The following is an 18737-nucleotide window of genomic DNA, read 5'->3' as shown; positions in this document are numbered from 1 at the left end:
GGCAATCTCAATTTTGAAACCCTCTATTGCCACTGCTCTTGGTTGATAGAGTGTCGTTTTTGACTGGTCTTGCCTGCAAGCTTTTTTCGATTTCGACTCCCTTTTGGGAGGCGTTGAACTGCGTGACTTCAAATTCGTAGTCTTTGTGATAAAGCTTCAACTCACGCCAGCCCACTCTCACCGGAACGCGTAACGGGGTTTTCAGGGCCTCCTCTTTGTTTTTGATCGTGTCACCATCGACGATGACATAAGCATCAACTGGCTGGTTGCCATAGCGCGCTGAAACAAATACATATGCTGTGTCCTTAAAATTAATGTGAAGCTTCGTGGTTTCGTTTTCGTTAATCTCTACAGCTTCCTGCCACAACAGGACATTTCTGGAATCACGGATAGGTATTGTGTGCGATCCAACACACATGACACTGTCGGGAAGGGAATTGACATACTTGCGGCTGCCAACCCATAGCGTAAACTCCGCGGGGCCTATGGTGACTGAGAGCCTACCCGTACGGCACTGCAGCGTTGCATTGATATTTTGCCCAGCCATTCCGAGTGTAAAATCCTGATACCAATCCTTAAAGCCATTCTTTTTTAGTGTGAGTTCATATTTTCCAGCCGGATGTGTCGCGTTGTAGGGCGTCCTTCCGGCCAAATCCCCATTCAGAAAGACGGATGCGCCTGCAGGAAAGGAGACAACACAGATGGATGCAAGGCTGGAAGTACTAGTTGGTGTGGATGGCCTTGCAGCACTGGGTAAAATAGGTTGAAGGTTGTAGTGAAAGTTACTCTTCTCTTGTGACACAACGATGGAAATCATTTGGTCGTAATAACCGGACTTTGTCAGTTTGAATTTGAGTGTATCACCAGGTTGGCGGTTGGGAATAGAATGCGTTGTGTGACCGATTAAGCTGGAATAGTTAGCGCCTCCATAAATGGATGCACCTGAGGGAGTTGATTGCACATAAATTGTTGTAAAAGATGGAATGAGTGTGTAGTGATAAGAAGTATCTCTTTCTGCCTTTATTGTAATTGGTAAGTCGTCATATCCTCTTTTCCGAAGAATATAGCTGTATTCCCTCCCGATCTTGAGCTGGAGGCTGTAGTTGGTTGTGCCAATATAAATCTTGTCTCGGTAAATATCGACGCCATCAGGTGTAGTGGCAATCATTATATCTATAGAAGGTTGCTTGCAATTTGAGTTTTGTGAACTGAATATTGTCATGGCAAGAAGAATAACTAAGGCTACCGCAATCCAAATGTTGCTTTCTCTTGATTTTTCCTTATTTCTTAGAGGGATATTGGGTGTCGCTGGATCCTTATGTCCGGCTTTTGGGGACTTACGAGTTGGCTCTTTCATCATTGTCAGTACCCATATTTTGTCATGATCAATGCGATATGCTCCTGGGGAATAGCGACAAAGCTGTTGTCTTGTTTGCGATAGAATAGCTTATACGCACTCGTCGAGCCCATAAATCGAAGCGTTAGAGGTTCGGGGTTCATGCCTTGATCCGACTTGATGTACACCAAATAGTCAATATCTTTGCTCTTCGACTGATTTATCTGATCAGCAGCAATGCTTTGAAGCTGACCCCGTAACATGAGGAAGAAGAAGAACATCACTATTAGTGTGCTGCTATATAAAATTCGTCGCCTTATTTTCTTGCTATGTTCACGCTTGTTTGGTTCTATTGGAATAAGTGACAAGAAGGGATGGAGCATAAAACCAATAATAATTGTACAGGTTGTGTTCGTACCATAAATAAGGAGCTGCTTGTTGAGTATGCTCGTCACAGCCCTCGGCAAAGTCAGATCAAATAACAGAATTACGACCAATACGATAACCAACGCAATGGATGCTACTCCAAGTCTATTGAGTATCATGCTTCGAGTGAGTCCCTGACAGACAAAACGTCTTCCCCATTCGCTTCCCCAAAAGAATCCAATCATCGCAAGCGTGGAACCAAAGACAGCATAGATCGCAGGCCGGTGCTGCATCCAGCCAAAAAAGAAATCTTCCGGGCGGGAGAAATTGACAATGTTGACCCGAAATAGATCATAAAAGGTAATTTGATAGTAGAAACCAATTACCGTTGCAATTGCAAAGAACATGGGGATGATCAACGCCGGATGCTCCCACAGAATGTGCAGAAAGTAGCCAACAACTCTTCCGTGTGATCTGCTGCGACGCTGGGCTGGTGCGGCTTTCGACGTGTTGACGACGTTTACCCTTTGTTCCCGTTCCATTGTTCACTCCCTTCCTTTCTTCGTCAAGAAACAAACCACCCTTGAATCCTTCAATTCACGCCACGACACCCATTTCGCGATATACCATTGTGTATGCGCCGAATCCTTCCAGCGGGGCGGCTGGCTTGAGAATTCAAATTGTCAATAGAGTGCAGGATCGCAGAAGCAGTTCATGCAGGAGGGGACAGCTTCATCTACCGCAACAGCAAATCCAACGGCCCGCGCTGCAACCGGCGCGGTTCTCGAGGTCAGCCCGGGTACAACCGATCTCAGCTTCGATCGTTGCTGTGAGGCGATGCTGTGTTCTGAGATGCCAGAGTGATTGCGTCCCGCCGAGATGCTGCTTCTCTGCCAGCCGCGTCCACCGGCCGTAGCGCGGCTTCCGGATTACTCACGTGGACGAATCACTTGGCGATTGGAGAGGGGGAAGGAATTTTGCCTTTGCCTTAAGTGCCTGGTTGAAGTACACGGTTCGTTTCCAAACTTCGCTTGCCGCGATTGGCCTCTTTTCGGGCTTAAAAGATGCCGGTGAAACGAACCTCCCCTGGACAATTATGCCACCACGTCTCCCGCGACCATTCAGGAGCGTGGCAGTCAGAAAATGCGATTGTAATGAGATTTGAGGGTGAGACTTATTCGCGCAAAGACATGCAACCAACAGCTATGGTGGCGCCTAGATGCAAAGTTTTTTTTAATAAATCAAGAACAAATTTTGTGTAATTGTAACATTTGTATTTTGGGGGGAAGGGGAGTCGTCTGGCATGGGAAAAACTTTTGCAAATCAAGTCTTTCGGCATGACAGGCGGAGGAAGCTCAATCTCACAGAAAGCTGGCGGACTTCCCCAAAGCCCACCCCCCCCTCAACTCACCAGCATAATCTGCACATCCATCACATTCGTGCCGGTCGGGCCGGTGATGAAGAGATCGCCGAGTTGGCTGAAGAAGTTGTAGCTGTCGTTGTCGCGCAGGAAGCTGGAGAAGAAGCGCATGCCGCGGGTGCGGGCGTGGGCAATGGTCCAGCCGTCGGCAAAGGCGCCGGCGGCATCGGTGGGGCCGTCGGTGCCGTCGGTGCCCGCGGAGAGAAACACGCAGTTGGGCAGCCCGTCGATGTCGAGCGCGACCGACAACGCCATCTCCTGGTTGCGGCCGCCCTTGCCGCGCGGATTGCGCAGCGTCACTGTGGTTTCGCCGCCGGCGAGAATGCAGGCCGGCGCCGCGAGGGGCTGGCCGCGATCGACCACGTGGTGCAACAGCGCGGCATAGAAACGGCCGATCTCGCGCGCTTCGCCCTGCACGCGATGGCTCAGCACCATGGTGTTGTAGCCCAGGCTGCGCGCGTGCATTTCACAGACGGAGAGCGCGTCGGCGTTGCAGCCGACAATGTGCGCCAGGGTTTTGGCGAAGATCGGATCGTTGGGCTTGGGCGTTTCCGGCGCGTGGCCGCGGCAGCCGGCGGTGAGATAGTCGCGCACGCTTGCCGGCAGCTTGGGCCAGACGCCGTAGAGCACCAGCACGCGCTCGGCATCGGAGAACTTGGAGGGATCCGGCACGGTCGGGCCGGAGGCGATGATGTCGAGCGGATCGCCGATGACGTCGGAAAGAACCAGGGTGACGAGGGTGGCGGGATAAACCGTGCGCGCGAGCTGGCCGCCCTTCAAGCGCGAAATGTGCTTGCGCACGGTGTTGATCTCATGAATGGTGACGCCGTGACTGAGCAGCAACTCGGTGACCTGTTGTTCGTCCGCCAGGGTGATTTCGCCGGCAGGCAACGGCAGCAGCGCGGAGCCGCCTCCGGAGATGAGACAGATGACGAGATCATTGATCTGCGCGGTCTCGGCCAAATGCAGCAGCCGGCGCGCGGCCTGCTCCCCGCGGCTGTCGGGAATGGGGTGGCCGGCTTCCAACACCTGGCATTTTCGCAGCGGCCGGCCATGGCCGTCTTTGGTGACGATCAGGCCTTCGGCGATGCGATCGACCAGGCGGGTTTCTACAGCGGCTGCCATGGCGGGCGAGGCCTTGCCGGCGCCCAGCACCAGCACCCGGCCGAATTTGTTGAGGTCGAAGGTTTCGCCGGCGAGGTGCAGCAGGGCGCCTTCGCGCTGCAGGGTGCGCAAAACGGCTCTTTCAGGATCCACGGCGCTCAAGCCGGCGAGAAAAATTTCGCGGGCATGATGCCGGAGTTTTTTGAGCTCGGGGGCATGCATGATTCCGACTCACGATGACTGGGCAAGCGGGTACGCGGGGGCTTCCGTTTTGTATAGTATTACTCCGGAAAAACTATCACAACCGCGAAGATTTTCGCGAACCGCTAATTCACGCGAATGTACGCTAATTTTTTATTCGCGTTGATTAGCGTTGATTCGCGGTTGACAGATTTGGTTGCGGCAAGTTGCCGCGCTGCGAGATTGACAATGTCATTCAGTGGAATCTTGTGAAGCACTCGGCGCTGTGTTTGCATTCTCGCAGAATTCGCTTTGGATGACAGGAGTCGCGGAAATATTTCTCAAAGTTGCCGTGCACCGAAAGAACCCCAAAAGCAAGCTGAGACAGGATTGCAGAATCTACAGGATTGAGTCTGAATCCTGGCAAAGAAAAGCCCGCGGCGATTTGCCGCTATTGCGCTAAGGCCACACACTGGGGTCGGCAGCCAACTGCTCCTCCAGCGCCTTCATGCGATCCTTGTAGGCTTTGATATTGAAATTGAAATGATAGGCAATTTGCAGGAAGAGCGTGCTGAGTTCATAGGCCTGCCGGTTTTGCGGATCGGCGGCGACCGTGTCGATCAACGGTTGCACCCGGTCTTGCAGCAGCTCGAAGATGGTGTTTTGGATGTGATCGGGAGTCAGGCGCAGTTTGAGTTTTTGCGCGATGTCGATCAGGCTGAGAATTTCCTGACAGCACGCCGGACCGAAGTTGGCGGAGAGTGCATGCAGCCGCTTTTCCAGCATGGCTTGCAGATGTTGCCCCGCCCACTCGGTGCTGAGCTCGATGCCGAGTTTCTCGGCCAACCGTGAGATTTCCAGGCAGCGGCGGTAGGCTTCCGTTTCCGTGGTCTCACCGAGCCGTTCGATTTCGCGGCGCAGCTCGAGGCTGAGGGTATAGCGCGCCGGCACACTGAGTTCTTCGGGAATGGTGGCACCGAGGTCGCGCAGGTTGCGGATCAGGGTGAGATTGTCTTCGTAGAGCTGGCGATAGGCTTCGCCGATTTCGTCCAGACGATCCTGCAGCATGAGACGGATCAGTTGCTGGCGTTCTTCGAGGAAGATGTTTTGCAGGCCGTAGCCCTGCATCGCCCAGTGTTTTTGCAGATAGTCGGCCAGCTCGCTGCCGGCGTGCAAGCGTTGAACCAGTGCGTCGCGCTGCGTGTGATAATTCCAGGTGCCCGTCACCCGGCGGATGAAGCATTGCGCGGTGTCGGCGCTGCCGTGCTTGATCAAGGCAAAGCCGTAGCGCAGGCTCTCGGTGGTGATGCCGGACTGTGCCTGCACCAGGCCGGTGAGCAGGGAAGCGCCGGCGGCGGCCGCGGTGGTGAGGTCTTCGCGCTGCAGGGAATAATGATAGAGTTTCTCCTGCGCGGGCGCCTCGAAGAACAGCGCGCGAAAGGCATAGGTGTTGATGACGCGCGTGAACGAAACGATCGCCGGCCGCACCAGCTTGTCATAAACGCCTTCACCGTCGCGGTAGGCTTTCACGTTGCTGGGCGCGGCCTTGAGGTTCCGCAGAAAATTCTCTTCGAACGGCCGCCGGCTCAGGGCCTCCGCCAGTTGAATCGCGCGCGCGGCATATTGGATGATCTGCACCGTTTCGATGCCGGAAAGCTCGGTGAAGAACCAGCCGCAGCTCGTGTACATGAGCTGGGCGTTGCGCAGCATCTCCATCAATTTGATGGCGGCGATTTTTTGCTCGGGACTCAGCGGCTGGCGCTGGTGGCGGTCGAGAAAGCTTTGCAGGCGCTCGGGCGTGCGCTGCAGGATGACTGCGATGTAGCCGTCCCGTGCCGCCGGCAGGTCTTTGAACAGCGGCTCGCCGAATTCGAGCGCGAGTTGGTTAAGCTCGTCGCGCAGTTGATCCAGGGCTTCGCGCAGGGGCGCGCGCCACTCCTGCTGCCATTCTGCGGGGCCGCCGCTCCGGCAGCCGCAATTGCGCGCCCAGCGGCCGACGCCGTGGGCGCAGCTCCACGCCGTGCCTTCGCCGTTGGGGCCCGTTTTCAAATCCACTTCCTGCTGCGGCGGATGCTCGGCGAGATAGGCGCCGTAGGTGGTGATGGCAATGTCACGCTGCGGCGCGGCACGTTGCAGCAAATAAGCCAGGCCGCGTTCGGCAAAATGTTCGTGATGGCCGTAGGTTTCGCCGTCGGTGGCGATGGAGACGAGCTGGGGTTGATTGCTGCCGTGGTTGCTGAAGGCGGCATCCACCTGGCCGGCAAAATGCTTGGCATCCCGCACCAGATGCTCGAAACCGACGCCGCGTGCCAGGCCGCCGTGATAGAAGAAAACGTCGATGAACCGCCCGGGTATGCGTTCGCCGCCGGCGTTGCGGTCGAACCAGCGATAGGGCTGGGTGACGTCGATCTCGCCCTGCTCGACGGCGCGCCAGTCACCGCCGGCGAGCGGCCGCACGCGCCGGGCCTGATAGGGCGAGAGAATCACATACTTCATCTGATGAGCGATGAGCGCTCGCATGACGCGCTCATTCACCGCGGTTTCCGGCAGCCACAGCGCTTCCGGCTCGCGGCCAAAGCGGTAACGGAAATCCGCCAGGCCCCAGCGGATTTGGGTGTTCAGATCCTGCTCGTTGCACAGGGGCAAAATCGCGTGGTTGTAAGCCTGCGCCAGGGCGGCGCCGTGGCCGGGATGGCGGCGCAAGCTGTTGCGGTCGGCGGCAAGAATGCGTTCGTAAGTGCGGGGCGAGAACTTCTCCAGCCAGCTCAGCAGCGTCGGCCCGAAGTTGAAGCTGATCCACTCGAAATTGTTGGCGATGGTGGTAATGCGGTTGTCGTGATCGCTGATGCGGGCGTAGGCATTGGGCGTGTAGCACTCATGGTCGATGCGCTCGTTCCAATCATGAAACGGCGCGGCACCGTCTTGGCGCTCGATGGCTTCAGTCCAGGGGTTTTCGCGGGGCGGTTGGTAGAAGTGGCCGTGTATCGTCAGGAATTTTTTGGGCATAAACCGGCGGTGAATTGTTGCAATCGTGTCACCAGGCTGTCGAAGTGCGGTGACATTACTGAATTTCATCTCAAAGCGCAAGCGCTTTATGGCCGCGCGGCTGCGACAATTTCTCGGCGGGTTGCATGCACCTGCCGCACTCTGCGTGTATAGTAGTGAACACGTTGAGTTGGGAACAGATTACAGAACTTTCATCGGCGAAAACACGAGAGGCGGACAAGGCGGTTGCCTCCCCATCCACCCGATTCACCAAACCAATAGGACGGACGCAAGCTTATGAAGCGAATTCTTTGTGCTGCGATGACGGTGGCCCTGGCTGCCCTGGTTGCCCCGCCGGCGCACGGCCAGACCTTTAGTCTGATCGGCGGCCGCGGGTTGCCGCATCTGCACTCGGCATGGACGCTGCCCAAAGGGCAACTCACTCTGCACGGCTTCGGCTCTTCGTATTATCAAACCGTGGTGAAGCCGCGCCCCGGCCAGCCTCCCACCAGCTTCACCTTCTGGAATGTGCAGACCGCGCTCGGTCTGCATTTCGCCAGCGGCAAGCATGTGGAATGGGCGGCGACGCAGGTGATCTATCAAGATGCGCACCGCGGCAGCCAGCCGCGCAATCTGCCGGACGATCTTTACCTCGGTGCCAAAATCGGCTCGCTCGGCAGCAAGGTCAGCCCATTGAAATTCGGCGCCAGCGGCAGCGTGCGCCTGCCCTTTGCCAAGCATCACAACATCCTGTTCGAGCCTTACAGCGGGGGCGGCTATGAGATCGGCTTGATGGCTGCGGCCTCCTACAGCCCGGATTTGCTGCTGCCGGAGAATGAACCGAACTTTCATGTCAACTTCGGCTTTCTGCATCACAATGATCTCGGCAAACTGCTCACCGGCGCCGCCATCGATACGCAAGCGGTGCTGAGCCCCTCGCAGGAGTTTCAATTGGGCGCCGGACTGGCGATTCCCACTGCGCAATTCGATTTCACCTTCGAGCTGTATGGCCGCATCTTCACGCAACGGCCGCCGGTCACCGCCTACGCCCGTGAAGATTTCTTCTATTTTTCGCCGAGCGTGAGTTACCGCCCGAAGTATTGGGCTGCCTTCAATGTCGGCTTCGATTTCCGGCTGTCGCAGGGCAAGGAAACGACGCGCTACATCAGCGGTCTGCCGCGCCTGCATCCCGATATTCCCAACTATCCCGCCTGGCGCGTGAACTTCGGCGTCAAGCTCAATCTCAACCAAGCGCCGCCGCCGGACAACAAACCGTTGTTCGTCAGCTCCGGCGGCCGGTTGGTCTCGCGCCAGCCCGAGTTGGAAGCACAACTGAACGCGGAGCAGCAGAAGACCGCCAATGCCGAAGAGGAATTGGAGCGCATTCGCAGCGAGCGCAAACGCATGGAGGCCATGCTGGCGCGGCTGCGCAATCTGCTCAACACCGATGCCGAAGCCCCTGCGGCACCGGCCGACGAAAAGAAGGACAAACCCGCCGAGCCTCCCATCGAGAAGAAGAACGACGGCAGCGATAAGCCGTAAACGCGAGTCCATGTGATTACGGAAGAATTCTTGCACCGACAGAATTAAAATCCCACGAAAAGACGCCTGAGCCTTTTCGTGGGATTTTTTTTGCATCCGTTTTTTTCCGGTTGCTGCCAGTTCGCGCAAGGTGGGGAGGCAGCAGCTCGGGGCAGGCCGCCCGACGTCAGTGTGCCGGCCGCGCCGCAAACGGCATCTGATCTTGCATCTGCTCCCGACGCCAGCGGGCTGCGGCGGCGGGGTTGCCAGCGGATTCGGCAACCTGGAATGGGTTACGCCTTTTGCATGATCACCTCGGCCTTGCTGCCGTCCCGCTCCGGGCGATCGTGCCACATGACACGAGAGCTGCCCAGAAGCTGCGTAGCGCGAACCTGATTTCCGCCGGCATGTTGCATCGCCGCCACAATCAACTCCCCCTCGCGTGCCGACCTCACCGTCTCGTAAAGCCTGCCATGATACCGTTCCAAGCCATCGACGACGACTGGGGCGAGGCGGTCAGGGGCGAAGGTTTCATTTGAAAAAAGCTGTAAGCTCGGCGGAGTGCTTGTGGAGGAAATGCTGAATCAGGTCGGGCAAATCATCCGGACGCGCGCGCAGCGGCGGCAGGTTGATGGTGATGACTTTGACGCGACAAGAGAGAGCTTCACGAAAGGCTTTTTCGACAATGGCGGCTTCGCGATTTTTGTTGGTGGCGGCAACGATGCGCACGTTGCAATGAATCGTCTCGTCGCCGCCGAAGCGCTCGAACCTTCCTTCCTGCCGCAAACGCAAAAGTTTCGCTTGCGTGGCAAGGCTCATGTCGCCGATCGCATCGCGAAACGGCGTGCCGCCGTCGGCTTGTTGAAATTTGCCGATCTTGCGTTTCGTTGCGCCGGTGAAAATTTATGCTGGCCGGCTAAACCGCTCACAGCAATATTGGTCAGCGGATTTGTTGTTTGTTTTCAGATTCAATCATTTCCTTCGAATCACGCCGCGGCGTGCTCTTCGCTGCGTTGGGGCTTTCAAGGAGATGGGTTTCAGGATTATACCGCCCGGCCAGCTCATCGCTTATGGTCCCCTCCCACAGCGGCGTGCCGACAAAATAAGCGGCGCGGCCAATGATATGCGCTGCAATCGGCGCGGTGAGAACCAGAAAAAAAATCGTTGCCAGCGCTCGAGTGGTGGTGCCGAGGTCATCAAAGTAAACCGCTGCGGCCAGCAGCAGGGAGCCGACTCCCAATGTCGCCGCTTTGGTGGCGGTAGACAGGCGCTGAAAAAGGTCGGGCATGCGCAAAATGCCAACGGCAGCCAAAACGGTAAATATGGCGCCGACGATTATCAAGACGGCGCTGAAGGTTTCTTTCATTCGTGCGCTCTCCTTTTCAAATAATAAGTAAAAGCGATGGTTCCCCAAAATGCAATGAGCGCCGCGATGATGGCGACGTCAAGAAATGCCGGTTGATTGGTCAAGATGGCGTAGACCGCGATGATGCCGATCCCGATGGTGAAAATAAGATCGAGCGCCACCACGCGGTCGGGCAACCCCGGCCCGCGCACCAGCCGGATGAACGCAAAAACCACGGTCAGGGTCAACAAGGGTATGGCGGCCATTAATGTGATGTTCAGCAAGTTCATCGCAGCACCTCCAGCAAACGGCGTTCGAGGCCGGCCTTGACCTCTTGCCGAAAAGCTTCGATATCTTTGATGTACATGGAGTGAATGTAGAGCACGCGGCGGTCCGCGGAAACATCCAGGCTCAAGCTGCCGGGCGTCAGCGTGATCAGGCTGGAGAGCAGCATGATTTCGAGATCGGTTTTTGCATCCAACGGAATGGCCACGACCCCGGGCCGCATGTGATGGTGTGGGGTCACCACGTCGTAAGCCACGCGCAGATTGGCCTTGGTCAATTCCCAAACAAAAAAGGCGATGAAACCGAGCACCTGGCGCACTTTCACAAAGTAGCTCGAGGGTTCCGTCGTGCGCTGCACCAGCCACAACACGATATAGGCCAGCAAAAAGCCAGCGACGAAATTGGCAGGCGTGAAGTGTCCGGTCAACGCCAACCAAATCAAGGCGAGAAGGATATTGAGAAGAAAGAGGTTCATGAAATTGCCGCAACTGTAAACGGTAACACGGCATTCGCCGCAACTCTCGGGTGCAGTCAAACGGCAGAATGGTTTTTGGGCAAGAACAAGCCATTTCACTGCAATTGATTTACGGCTGCTTCATTCCCCCCCAGCGGGCGCGAAATCCCCGTACATCGACGTGGACGAACGGGCCGTGCGAGGCGGTTTTCGCGTACTTTGCCAATCCGCCAATGAAACGTGAATTCCACGGCTTACCATACATGGCGTCGATGATATCATGAAGTATCGCGGCATCGTGATGATCCGATTTGCCGTCGCCGTTCAGATCATCCATCATCCCATCCGGCGGATTCACGTCGATGAAAATGTCCGCAGCGCTGCCGTAAACGTGGCGGCTGTATTTTACATTGCCGATGGCTTTGTTATAATGAGGCGTGCGATATCCGCTCATGATATGAAACGTATCACAGCGATAGCCTTTTTCGTTAACCTGCTCGAGAATCAGCTCCAGTTTCATCAACAGCCGCTCGCTCAGCACGACGTATTTCGGGTAATCGCCATTCTGCTTGCAGAGGAATTGTTTTAGTTTGAAGTGCGGCGCAATCAAAGCTTCCTGGTTCTCTTGGGTGACTTCGACAAATCCTCGCGGCGGCTTGTAAACGGACAACTGCTGCAAGGGGACCGAGGAATATTTGCCGATGCGATAGCCATTCAAATATTCGCCACGCAGGCGCTCGTAGGGGATCATCACAAAAATGTTCAAGACAACGGAATCTGCAGACGGCGTGCGAACAATTCTAACCGGATACAATCCGGTTTCCTGCGGCGCCTGCCATTGCCATTTGTTGGCGGTGAACGGCGTTGCCTTTCCGGCCGCAGCCTTGAGAACATACTGGTGGTGCGTGGGCGCCTCCTGCACTTCCAGCGCGAGCGTCTCCCGCGGCAGCACAAAGACGCCCAGGATGCGATAGGAGGACACTTCATCCTTGAATTTTACTGCGAAACCGGCTGTTTCTGTGGAAAAATGTGACCCTGAGCCGGCCATGGCGTTTTGCCAAAAAATAAGAATCCCGATTGGCAGCAAAACGCTTGGGAGCAGCCGGCAGCGCCGCTCATAAAAAAATCCATGCATTCGAATCCCTTTCCATAAATTACGTAGAAGGCGGCTTCTCGAACAGCGCCTCTTCCACCCGCTTGTCACGCTCATAGATATCGCGGCGAAAATTGATGGAGCCGTCGTCATTGGCCCACGCCGTCCAATAAAGCAAATGCACCGGAATCGGCTCCGGCAAGCGCACAGTCTGCTCCTGCCATTTCTTGAATGCCGCTTCGATGTTGGCGCGCGTCCATTGGGGATCGCCGCGCAAAACATATTCCGCCAATTCAATGGGCTTTTCAACGCGAATGCAACCGGAGCTGAAAGCGCGCTCCGTCCTGGTGAAAAGCTCGCGTGAGGGCGTGTCGTGCAGATAGACGTTGAACCGGTTGGGAAACATGAATTTGACGCGGCCGAGTGCATTGGCGGGCCCGGGATCTTGCCGGAATCTGTAATTCAAGTTTCTCGCCGTTATTGTTTGCCAGTTGATGGTGGCGGGATCAATCGCCCTGGCCTCTGCGCCCCAGCCTTGAAAGACTTTCATGTTTTGTTTGGCGAGATAACCGAGGTCCTTTTTGACCGCAGGCAAGATGTCTCTGGTGGCAATACCCGGAGGCACATGCCAGTATGGACTGAGAACGAGATAGGTCATGCGATCGCTAAAAACCGGGGTGCGCCGATAATCCCTGCCGACCATCACGCGCATCATGAGCACGATCTCGCCGGACTCGAAGACATCCAATTCGAAATTTGCGATATTGACGAGGAGGTGGCGCTGCCCCAGATCCTGAGGGAGCCAACGCCAGCGCTCCATGTTCAAGATGACTTGCCGTATTCGTTCCGCCACGGGAACATTTAAATTCGCCAGGGTGGCGGCGCCGGCAACACCGTCGACCTCCAAGCCGTGCCGCCGCTGAAATTTGCGCAGCGCTTCTGCCACCGCGTCGTCAAAAAGATCAAGGCTGTCACCCTCGGCCGGGTCCAAATCGCCGGCGGCAATGAGCCGGCGCCGCAACGCCACAACGCGTTCGCCGTGGTCGCTTTGCTGCAATTTTGGCCCGTCGGGCACCACCGGCCAGCCGCCGTTTGCGGCAATGTCGCGATAGCGCGCCAGCGCTTTTCGCAGGCGGGCATAACCGGGCTGCGGCGGCAGCAAGCTTCGCAAAGCTTCGGTGATTTGATTTTTTTCGAGCGCGGTTTGGAGATGCGCGGCGAGATCGATTTCGCGGCGATTGGCGAACCATTCGGAATCTATCGTTTCAGGATTGATTTTGCCGGCCAATAAATGAGAGCCATAAACGAGAAAAGCATCGGTGAGCAACAAATCGAGATCGACAAGCTGGCGGGAGTCATGCCGCTTTTTCTCCGCCCGCTGCTGATACACGCTCGCCCAAAGCGATCCGATTTTCTCCAGGTGGTAGTCGTTTGGATTCAACCCTTCTTGACCCGCATTGCGAATCGCTTCGAGCAGGGAATCCGCCCGGGAGTCCATACCGCCGTCGTGGCACCACGCGGGCGCATAAGCGCGCTGCTCATAAAAAAGCGGCAGCACGGCAGAGGCATGGATCAGCTCATTGCCGACCGCGATCCGCGGCGGAATGCCCGCCTCTTCAATGCGATCGCGCAAAAACTCATCCAACAGTTCGGTTTGCTGGAGTACCTGCGGCGCTGCCACATTTTCAGAATCTGGCACTCCCCTGTCCTTCGCAGCCCGTTCACAAGCTAGTGCAATAAAAATCAACGGAAGCAAACCGATGGCGGATCGGGGCATGTGGATCATATCAGTACCTGGGGAAATTTTGTTGATTTATTCCGGCTTTTGGCCACGTTCGACCATGCCAATCAGAAACTCATAACCAATTCCAAGCCCACGTGCGAGCGGCGCAGACTGGTCTCTTCCTGATCCGAGAGAATTTCCTGGCGGCTCAGGCCGAGGCTGTGAAAATAGATCGCATAATCCGCGCGCAGCCCGAGGTCGACGCCTTTGGGGAAAGCGGCATAACTGCGGAACGGAATGAGCTCGACGCCGAAACCCAGATGCCAGGTGTTCGGCAGCAAATTGCGCGGTGGCAACAATGAAGGCCGGCGCACCCATTCCGTGTCCGGATTGTCAAGCGGCTGATCGCCCAATCGCGCGTTTTTCAAGCGATACCAGCTCAAGCCGTATCCGGCTTTCACGAACGGCTGCAAGCGGCCGGGAAACAAATTGTAGCGCAAGCTGCCGGCATATTCCCACATTTCCAGATCAGCGCGCACCGGCACTGCGCGGCCGAGCGCAAGCTGCTGAATATCGAAGCCGGTGATGCTGGTGAGATGGCGCACCATGTTTTCGCTCACCATGCGCTTGCCAAGATAGAAATTGAATTTCCCGATGGTCGCGGCATCATTTTCTGTGTGTTCGTTGGCAGTGGTCGAGAGCGTATCCGTCGCCGCGATGAACCGGCGAATCTCGTCGAATTGCGCCGGCGCCGTGAACAACAGCGCGAAATCATTCGATAAGAAAGAAAATGACGCGCCCGTAGCCAGGCCGAAATGACGAAACGGAATCGTTTCTTTTGGGAAAAAAGTCGGCCGCTGCAATTGCAAAGCCCAGCGCGGCGGCGCAAACGCCACGCGCCAGGCAAAATCAAACGGCGGCATCACCGCCAGCGTCGGCAAAAACAAATTCAAAAACCCCCAACTGTTCACGAAGCCGTCCTGCCAGCCCAGCGGAAAATTGGAGCCGAATTTGTGAGGATCGTAAAGCGCATATCCGGCGGCTGCGCCCACGCGATTCCAGCCGCTGTTGTAAGCCGGCCCAAACGGCGCGAGATTACCGGTTTCGGCGTGCGGGACCGCACCCGCAAACGGTGAGGCGGCCGCGGGAAAACCCCAGCGCAGCGGCAGCACCAGCCAGCTCCATTCGCGCCGCGCTTGCGGATCGGTCTGCACCAAGTCCACAACGCGCTCCCAATCCGGCACAATTTCAATCTTAGCGGGATCGTCGTAACGCTCAACTCGAGGGTTGGCTTGCTGCGATATCTCATCAATTTTAAAGTGATAATTGAATCGGGCGTTGATCAACTCCGCGGCGGCAGCCGGGCCGACGTCTTTATAGAGTCCCGGAAACGGATACGTGCCGTGCGAGTCGCGATTCTTGCCGCCGGGCAAAGCCAGCAATTGATCCGTGCCCTTGTTGTCCGCGCCGATGTAACCGAGCGGGTGCGTGTTGATCCGGCTTTCTTTGCGGTCAACGTAAGCCAGCTCGCGGATTTTTTCCCACAGCCATTTTTCGCCCAAACGTTCCTGTCCGCGTTGCTTGATTTCCGCCTGCCATTCTTTTTTGGGAAGATAAACGTTCGGATTGAGAAAATCCAAAATCATCACTTTGTGATGAAAATAGTATTCTAAACGGCTGATGACTAATTGTTCATCTGCCGCCGCGCTATCGCTTGCCAGGATTAGCCGAATCTCCTCCGCCGACAAAAGTCCATTGCCGTTGATCGTCACCGCCACATTGATATGCTCCCAATCGCCTTCGTGGTTGTTGCCGCCGTCATTGAAGGGATAGAAGAACCAATATTGCAAGATGAATTCATAGCCGAGCATGCCGTGCAAGTTCGAGCGCACTTCCTGAATGAAGGGATGTGCATAAATTTTGGAGATGCCGTGATAGGCGCGCGGGAGCTCGCCGGAAAGAAAATTTTCGTATTCGCTTTTCCAACTCTGCTCGTCTTCGCCGGGGAAATCGAAGTACATCACTTTGAAGATGTTCCGGTTCGGCGAAACCAAGGCGCTTTTGAATCGTTCGTTTTGCGGCTTTGTGGGGTGGAACTCTTGCAGCAGCGCGAGCAGCCAGCAATCGTCGTTGGCGGCATTGGCGTGAGGATGTTTCGCGTTCGTTGTATCATCGGCATTGCTGCTCGCGGGCAGCGCAGCCTGGCAGGGAGAACGGGCAATGGAAACAAAATCGACAGTCTCGGACTTGATTAGCTCGGCGCTTGCTCGCGAAACGTCCCATGTGTCGACATGAAGCGGGAAAGCCTTTCGGCTCTCCATGAATTTTTTGAAATCCATCGGAATGGCGGTGGTGTTTCTGACCAGGTACGGCGCGAACTTCGCTGCCAATTCGAGCAGGCGCCGGTGCCGCGCATCATCGATGCCGTCAACGGGATTCACATCTTGGTAATTCGGATCATCGGGATTGCCGTAAAGATGAAACGCGGCATTGGTCGCGGTTTGGCCGACGATGCGCGGATAATTGAGCGGCACAAAGCGGAGGTAACTATCCTTGCGGATTTGCTGTGCAAAACTTGAAGAGAGCAGAATTGCCATTAAACCCTGAAGTCTGATTATTGTAAGCATGAATCTTTTCATACCCGGCTGTTCCTGAAGAATGACGGCCTGCGAGGGCTCTCTCTGACTGATAGAATTTCAATTGATTTTTGCGTCTGCAAGTATAAACTGTTTGGAAATCAAATCAACCCAACAACTGAAACTAAAAAAGTGGAATGATTCTAGACCTATTAGGCGGCATCGGCCTGTTTCTGTTGGGCATGATATTGCTCACCGACGGCCTCAAGGCCGTGGCCGGAGATGCCTTGCGCCGCGTGCTCAGCCGCTTCGTGCGCGGACCGTTTTCGGCGCTGTTGTCGGGCGCCACGGTCACTATGCTGGTGCAATCCTCGAGCGCCACCACGCTGACCACCATCGGCTTCGTCAGCGCGGGGCTGCTTACGTTTCCGCAGGCGGTGGGCGTACTGTTCGGCGCCAATCTTGGCACCACCAGCACCGGCTGGATCGTGGCGGTGCTGGGCCTCAAAATCAGTGTCGGTAAACTTGCGCTGCCGCTCATCGGCATTGGCGCGTTGTTGCGTCTGCTCACGCGTGATCGGCTGGCCGCCGGCGGACTGGCGTTGGCGGGCTTTGGTCTCATCTTTGTGGGCATCGATACGCTGCAAGCCGGCATGGCGCATCTTGCCGAGCGTTTCGATCCTTCACAACTTCCCGGCGAGACTTTTTCCGGGCGGTTGCTGCTGGTGGCGATGGGCATCGCCATGACCGTGGTGATGCAATCCTCGAGCGCCGCGGTGGCGACGACGCTCACGGCGCTGCACGGCGGCGCAATCGATTTGACGCAAGCTGCGGCGCTGGTGGTGGGCCAAAACGTCGGCACCACGGTGACCGCGGGCCTTGCTTGCATCGGCGCGGCCACGGCGGCCAAGCGCACCGCGCTCGCTCACATCCTGTTCAATGTGATTACCGGTGTCGTTGCGCTGGCGATTCTGCCGCATTTCGTGCGTTTGGCCGATGCGCTGGCGCACGGCTTGGAAGCGCAGCCCGGAGCGTTGGCGCTCGCCACGTTTCACACGGTGTTCAACGTGCTGGGCGTCCTTTTGCTCCTGCCCTGGACTCGCGGCTATGCGCGCCTCATCGAGCGCCTGGTGCCGGAACGCGGCCCGGCGCTGACGCGACGGTTGGATGCCACGGTCGCGACGGTAGCGCCCGTTGCGATCGAAGCGACGCGGCTCACGCTGCGCGAGATCGCATTGGTTCTTTCAGAATATCTTCAGAACCTGCTGCAAGGCCGCCCGAGTCGTGACACGCTCGAACCCGCCGGTCGCGCCCTTGATGAAACCAGAAAATTCCTCGGCCGAATTCGATCGGATCCCGAAACCAAAAGCGAGCACCAACGGCACATCGACACGCTCCATGCCATGGATCATCTCGAGCGCTTGCTGGAAGCCGGTCGTGACTCGAAGTCGCTGCAATGGCTGGAGCGTGATGCTGTTCTTGCCGCGGCCAGCGGCCGTTTATCCGAAGGACTGGCCGCGATCGCGCCGTGGCTCAGCGGCAACGAAGTGCCGGCGCCGGTTGGCGATTTGGCAACACTCTCACGCGCACTGGCGGAAACACGAAAGACGCATCGCCTCGCCAATTTGGAAGAGACGGCCGCGGGCCGCGCCGATGCCGGAGATACTTTGGCGCGGCTGGAAGCGTTGCGTTGGCTCGATCGCCTGGGTTATCACGCGTGGCGCGCCGTTCATCATCTTGCCGACGGTAATGAAGATGAGCCGGGCGTGCCCAAGGGCATGGCGGAAGCCGAGCCGCCGGCTTGAAGCATGAGCGGTATTCTTCGGCGACGATTATAGTAGCCCACGAAACACGCGGAATACGCTAAGAACATTTCACGCCTTGTGGCGCTGAGCAAATGTGGCTTAAGTAGAATTATGCCGGCGGCTTCAACGAGCGGGACTTCCAGGTTTCTTGCAAAAAGCCGAATACAATGAGCAACGCGCCGGCGCCGGCGGCATAGGGCAGAAGCCAGTCGATGCGCTTGGTCAGCTCCGCGCCGATCCAGAGCAGCGCGCTGGCGACAAAAACAATCAGGCCGATGTAGATGATGCGGTTCTTGGGCATGGGCTTTTCTCCTTTCCATTTGTTCAAAATGCGCTTAAAAATATGTTGATACTCTTCCGCTTTGTCAAGCAAAAGCGGAATTAATTGGCGATGGCCATCCATTTGAAGAAATACTTCAACCGCGGCGATTTTGAAGGGCAGAGCCACAACCCGGACGAGCCGGGACCAAAAAAGAAAAAGCGCACGCAAAGGCGCCGAGACGCAAAGTTTCCGCAACGTTTTCGTTTTTTCTTTGAACGATGA

General features: G+C 56.5%; 15 protein-coding genes. 3 read left to right on the top strand and 12 right to left on the bottom strand.

Annotated features, from left to right (window positions below):
* Positions 1-7 precede the first annotated feature (7 nt).
* The 4 genes from L6R21_12320 to L6R21_12305 all read right to left on the bottom strand — a co-directional run bounded on the left by L6R21_12320 (position 8) and on the right by L6R21_12305 (position 7412).
* Positions 8-1360 (bottom strand): PEGA domain-containing protein, encoded by a 1353-nt coding sequence (locus tag L6R21_12320; protein MCK6559972.1) that lies wholly within the window; start codon positions 1358-1360, stop codon positions 8-10.
* A gap of 2 nt (positions 1361-1362) precedes the next feature.
* Complete coding sequence (locus L6R21_12315) at positions 1363-2244, bottom strand: hypothetical protein (GenBank protein MCK6559971.1); 882 nt, start codon at positions 2242-2244, stop codon at positions 1363-1365.
* Positions 2245-3104: 860 nt separating this feature from the next.
* Entirely contained in the window at positions 3105-4448 is a 1344-nt protein-coding gene (locus tag L6R21_12310; protein MCK6559970.1) for a glycerate kinase, read from the bottom strand.
* A 417-nt stretch (positions 4449-4865) separates the two neighbouring features.
* Entirely contained in the window at positions 4866-7412 is a 2547-nt protein-coding gene (locus L6R21_12305; GenBank protein MCK6559969.1) for a DUF3536 domain-containing protein, read from the bottom strand.
* 276 nt (positions 7413-7688) lie between these two features.
* On the opposite strand from L6R21_12305, the gene L6R21_12300 reads away from it, so the two are divergent.
* Positions 7689-8933, top strand: coding sequence for a transporter (locus L6R21_12300; GenBank protein MCK6559968.1), 1245 nt, complete (start codon positions 7689-7691; stop codon positions 8931-8933).
* Between the two features lie 510 nt (positions 8934-9443).
* On the opposite strand, the gene L6R21_12295 is transcribed toward L6R21_12300, so the two are convergent.
* The 7 genes from L6R21_12295 to L6R21_12265 form a co-directional block, all read right to left on the bottom strand.
* Complete coding sequence (locus L6R21_12295) at positions 9444-9788, bottom strand: sigma 54-interacting transcriptional regulator (protein ID MCK6559967.1); 345 nt, start codon at positions 9786-9788, stop codon at positions 9444-9446.
* A 64-nt stretch (positions 9789-9852) separates the two neighbouring features.
* Entirely contained in the window at positions 9853-10278 is a 426-nt protein-coding gene (mnhG, locus tag L6R21_12290; GenBank protein MCK6559966.1) for a monovalent cation/H(+) antiporter subunit G, read from the bottom strand.
* Positions 10275-10547: a cation:proton antiporter gene (locus L6R21_12285; protein MCK6559965.1), complete on the bottom strand. Its 273-nt coding sequence runs from the start codon at positions 10545-10547 to the stop codon at positions 10275-10277. The genes mnhG and L6R21_12285 overlap by 4 nt, the downstream gene beginning before the upstream one ends.
* The gene (locus L6R21_12280) at positions 10544-11017 is read right to left on the bottom strand and encodes a Na+/H+ antiporter subunit E (GenBank protein ID MCK6559964.1); all 474 of its coding nucleotides are present in this window, start codon (positions 11015-11017) and stop codon (positions 10544-10546) included. Before L6R21_12280 ends, L6R21_12285 begins: the two co-directional genes overlap by 4 nt.
* A 109-nt stretch (positions 11018-11126) precedes the next feature.
* Positions 11127-12206 carry a D-Ala-D-Ala carboxypeptidase family metallohydrolase gene (locus tag L6R21_12275; GenBank protein ID MCK6559963.1) on the bottom strand — a complete coding sequence of 360 codons (1080 nt, stop codon included), beginning with the start codon at positions 12204-12206 and terminating at the stop codon, positions 11127-11129.
* Positions 12151-13788 carry a L,D-transpeptidase family protein gene (locus L6R21_12270; protein MCK6559962.1) on the bottom strand — a complete coding sequence of 546 codons (1638 nt, stop codon included), beginning with the start codon at positions 13786-13788 and terminating at the stop codon, positions 12151-12153. Before L6R21_12270 ends, L6R21_12275 begins: the two co-directional genes overlap by 56 nt.
* A gap of 149 nt (positions 13789-13937) precedes the next feature.
* Complete coding sequence (locus L6R21_12265; protein MCK6559961.1) at positions 13938-16409, bottom strand: hypothetical protein; 2472 nt, start codon at positions 16407-16409, stop codon at positions 13938-13940.
* A 176-nt stretch (positions 16410-16585) separates the two neighbouring features.
* Here L6R21_12265 and L6R21_12260 point away from each other — a divergent pair, with 176 nt between their 5' ends.
* The gene (locus L6R21_12260; protein MCK6559960.1) at positions 16586-18193 is read left to right on the top strand and encodes a Na/Pi symporter; all 1608 of its coding nucleotides are present in this window, start codon (positions 16586-16588) and stop codon (positions 18191-18193) included.
* A 109-nt stretch (positions 18194-18302) separates the two neighbouring features.
* Here L6R21_12260 and L6R21_12255 read toward each other — a convergent pair whose 3' ends face one another.
* Positions 18303-18494 carry a hypothetical protein gene (locus tag L6R21_12255; protein MCK6559959.1) on the bottom strand — a complete coding sequence of 64 codons (192 nt, stop codon included), beginning with the start codon at positions 18492-18494 and terminating at the stop codon, positions 18303-18305.
* Positions 18495-18584: 90 nt separating this feature from the next.
* Between L6R21_12255 and L6R21_12250 the strand changes: the two genes are divergently transcribed.
* Positions 18585-18737, top strand: a complete 153-nt coding sequence (locus L6R21_12250; protein MCK6559958.1) for a hypothetical protein — start codon at positions 18585-18587, stop codon at positions 18735-18737.

The sequence above is a fragment of the bacterium genome (genome assembly GCA_023150945.1).
Taxonomy (GTDB): domain Bacteria; phylum Zhuqueibacterota; class Zhuqueibacteria; order Zhuqueibacterales; family Zhuqueibacteraceae; genus Coneutiohabitans.
The sequence above is the reverse complement of the archived record's forward strand: the minus strand, read 5'-3'. Positions and strand labels throughout refer to the sequence as shown.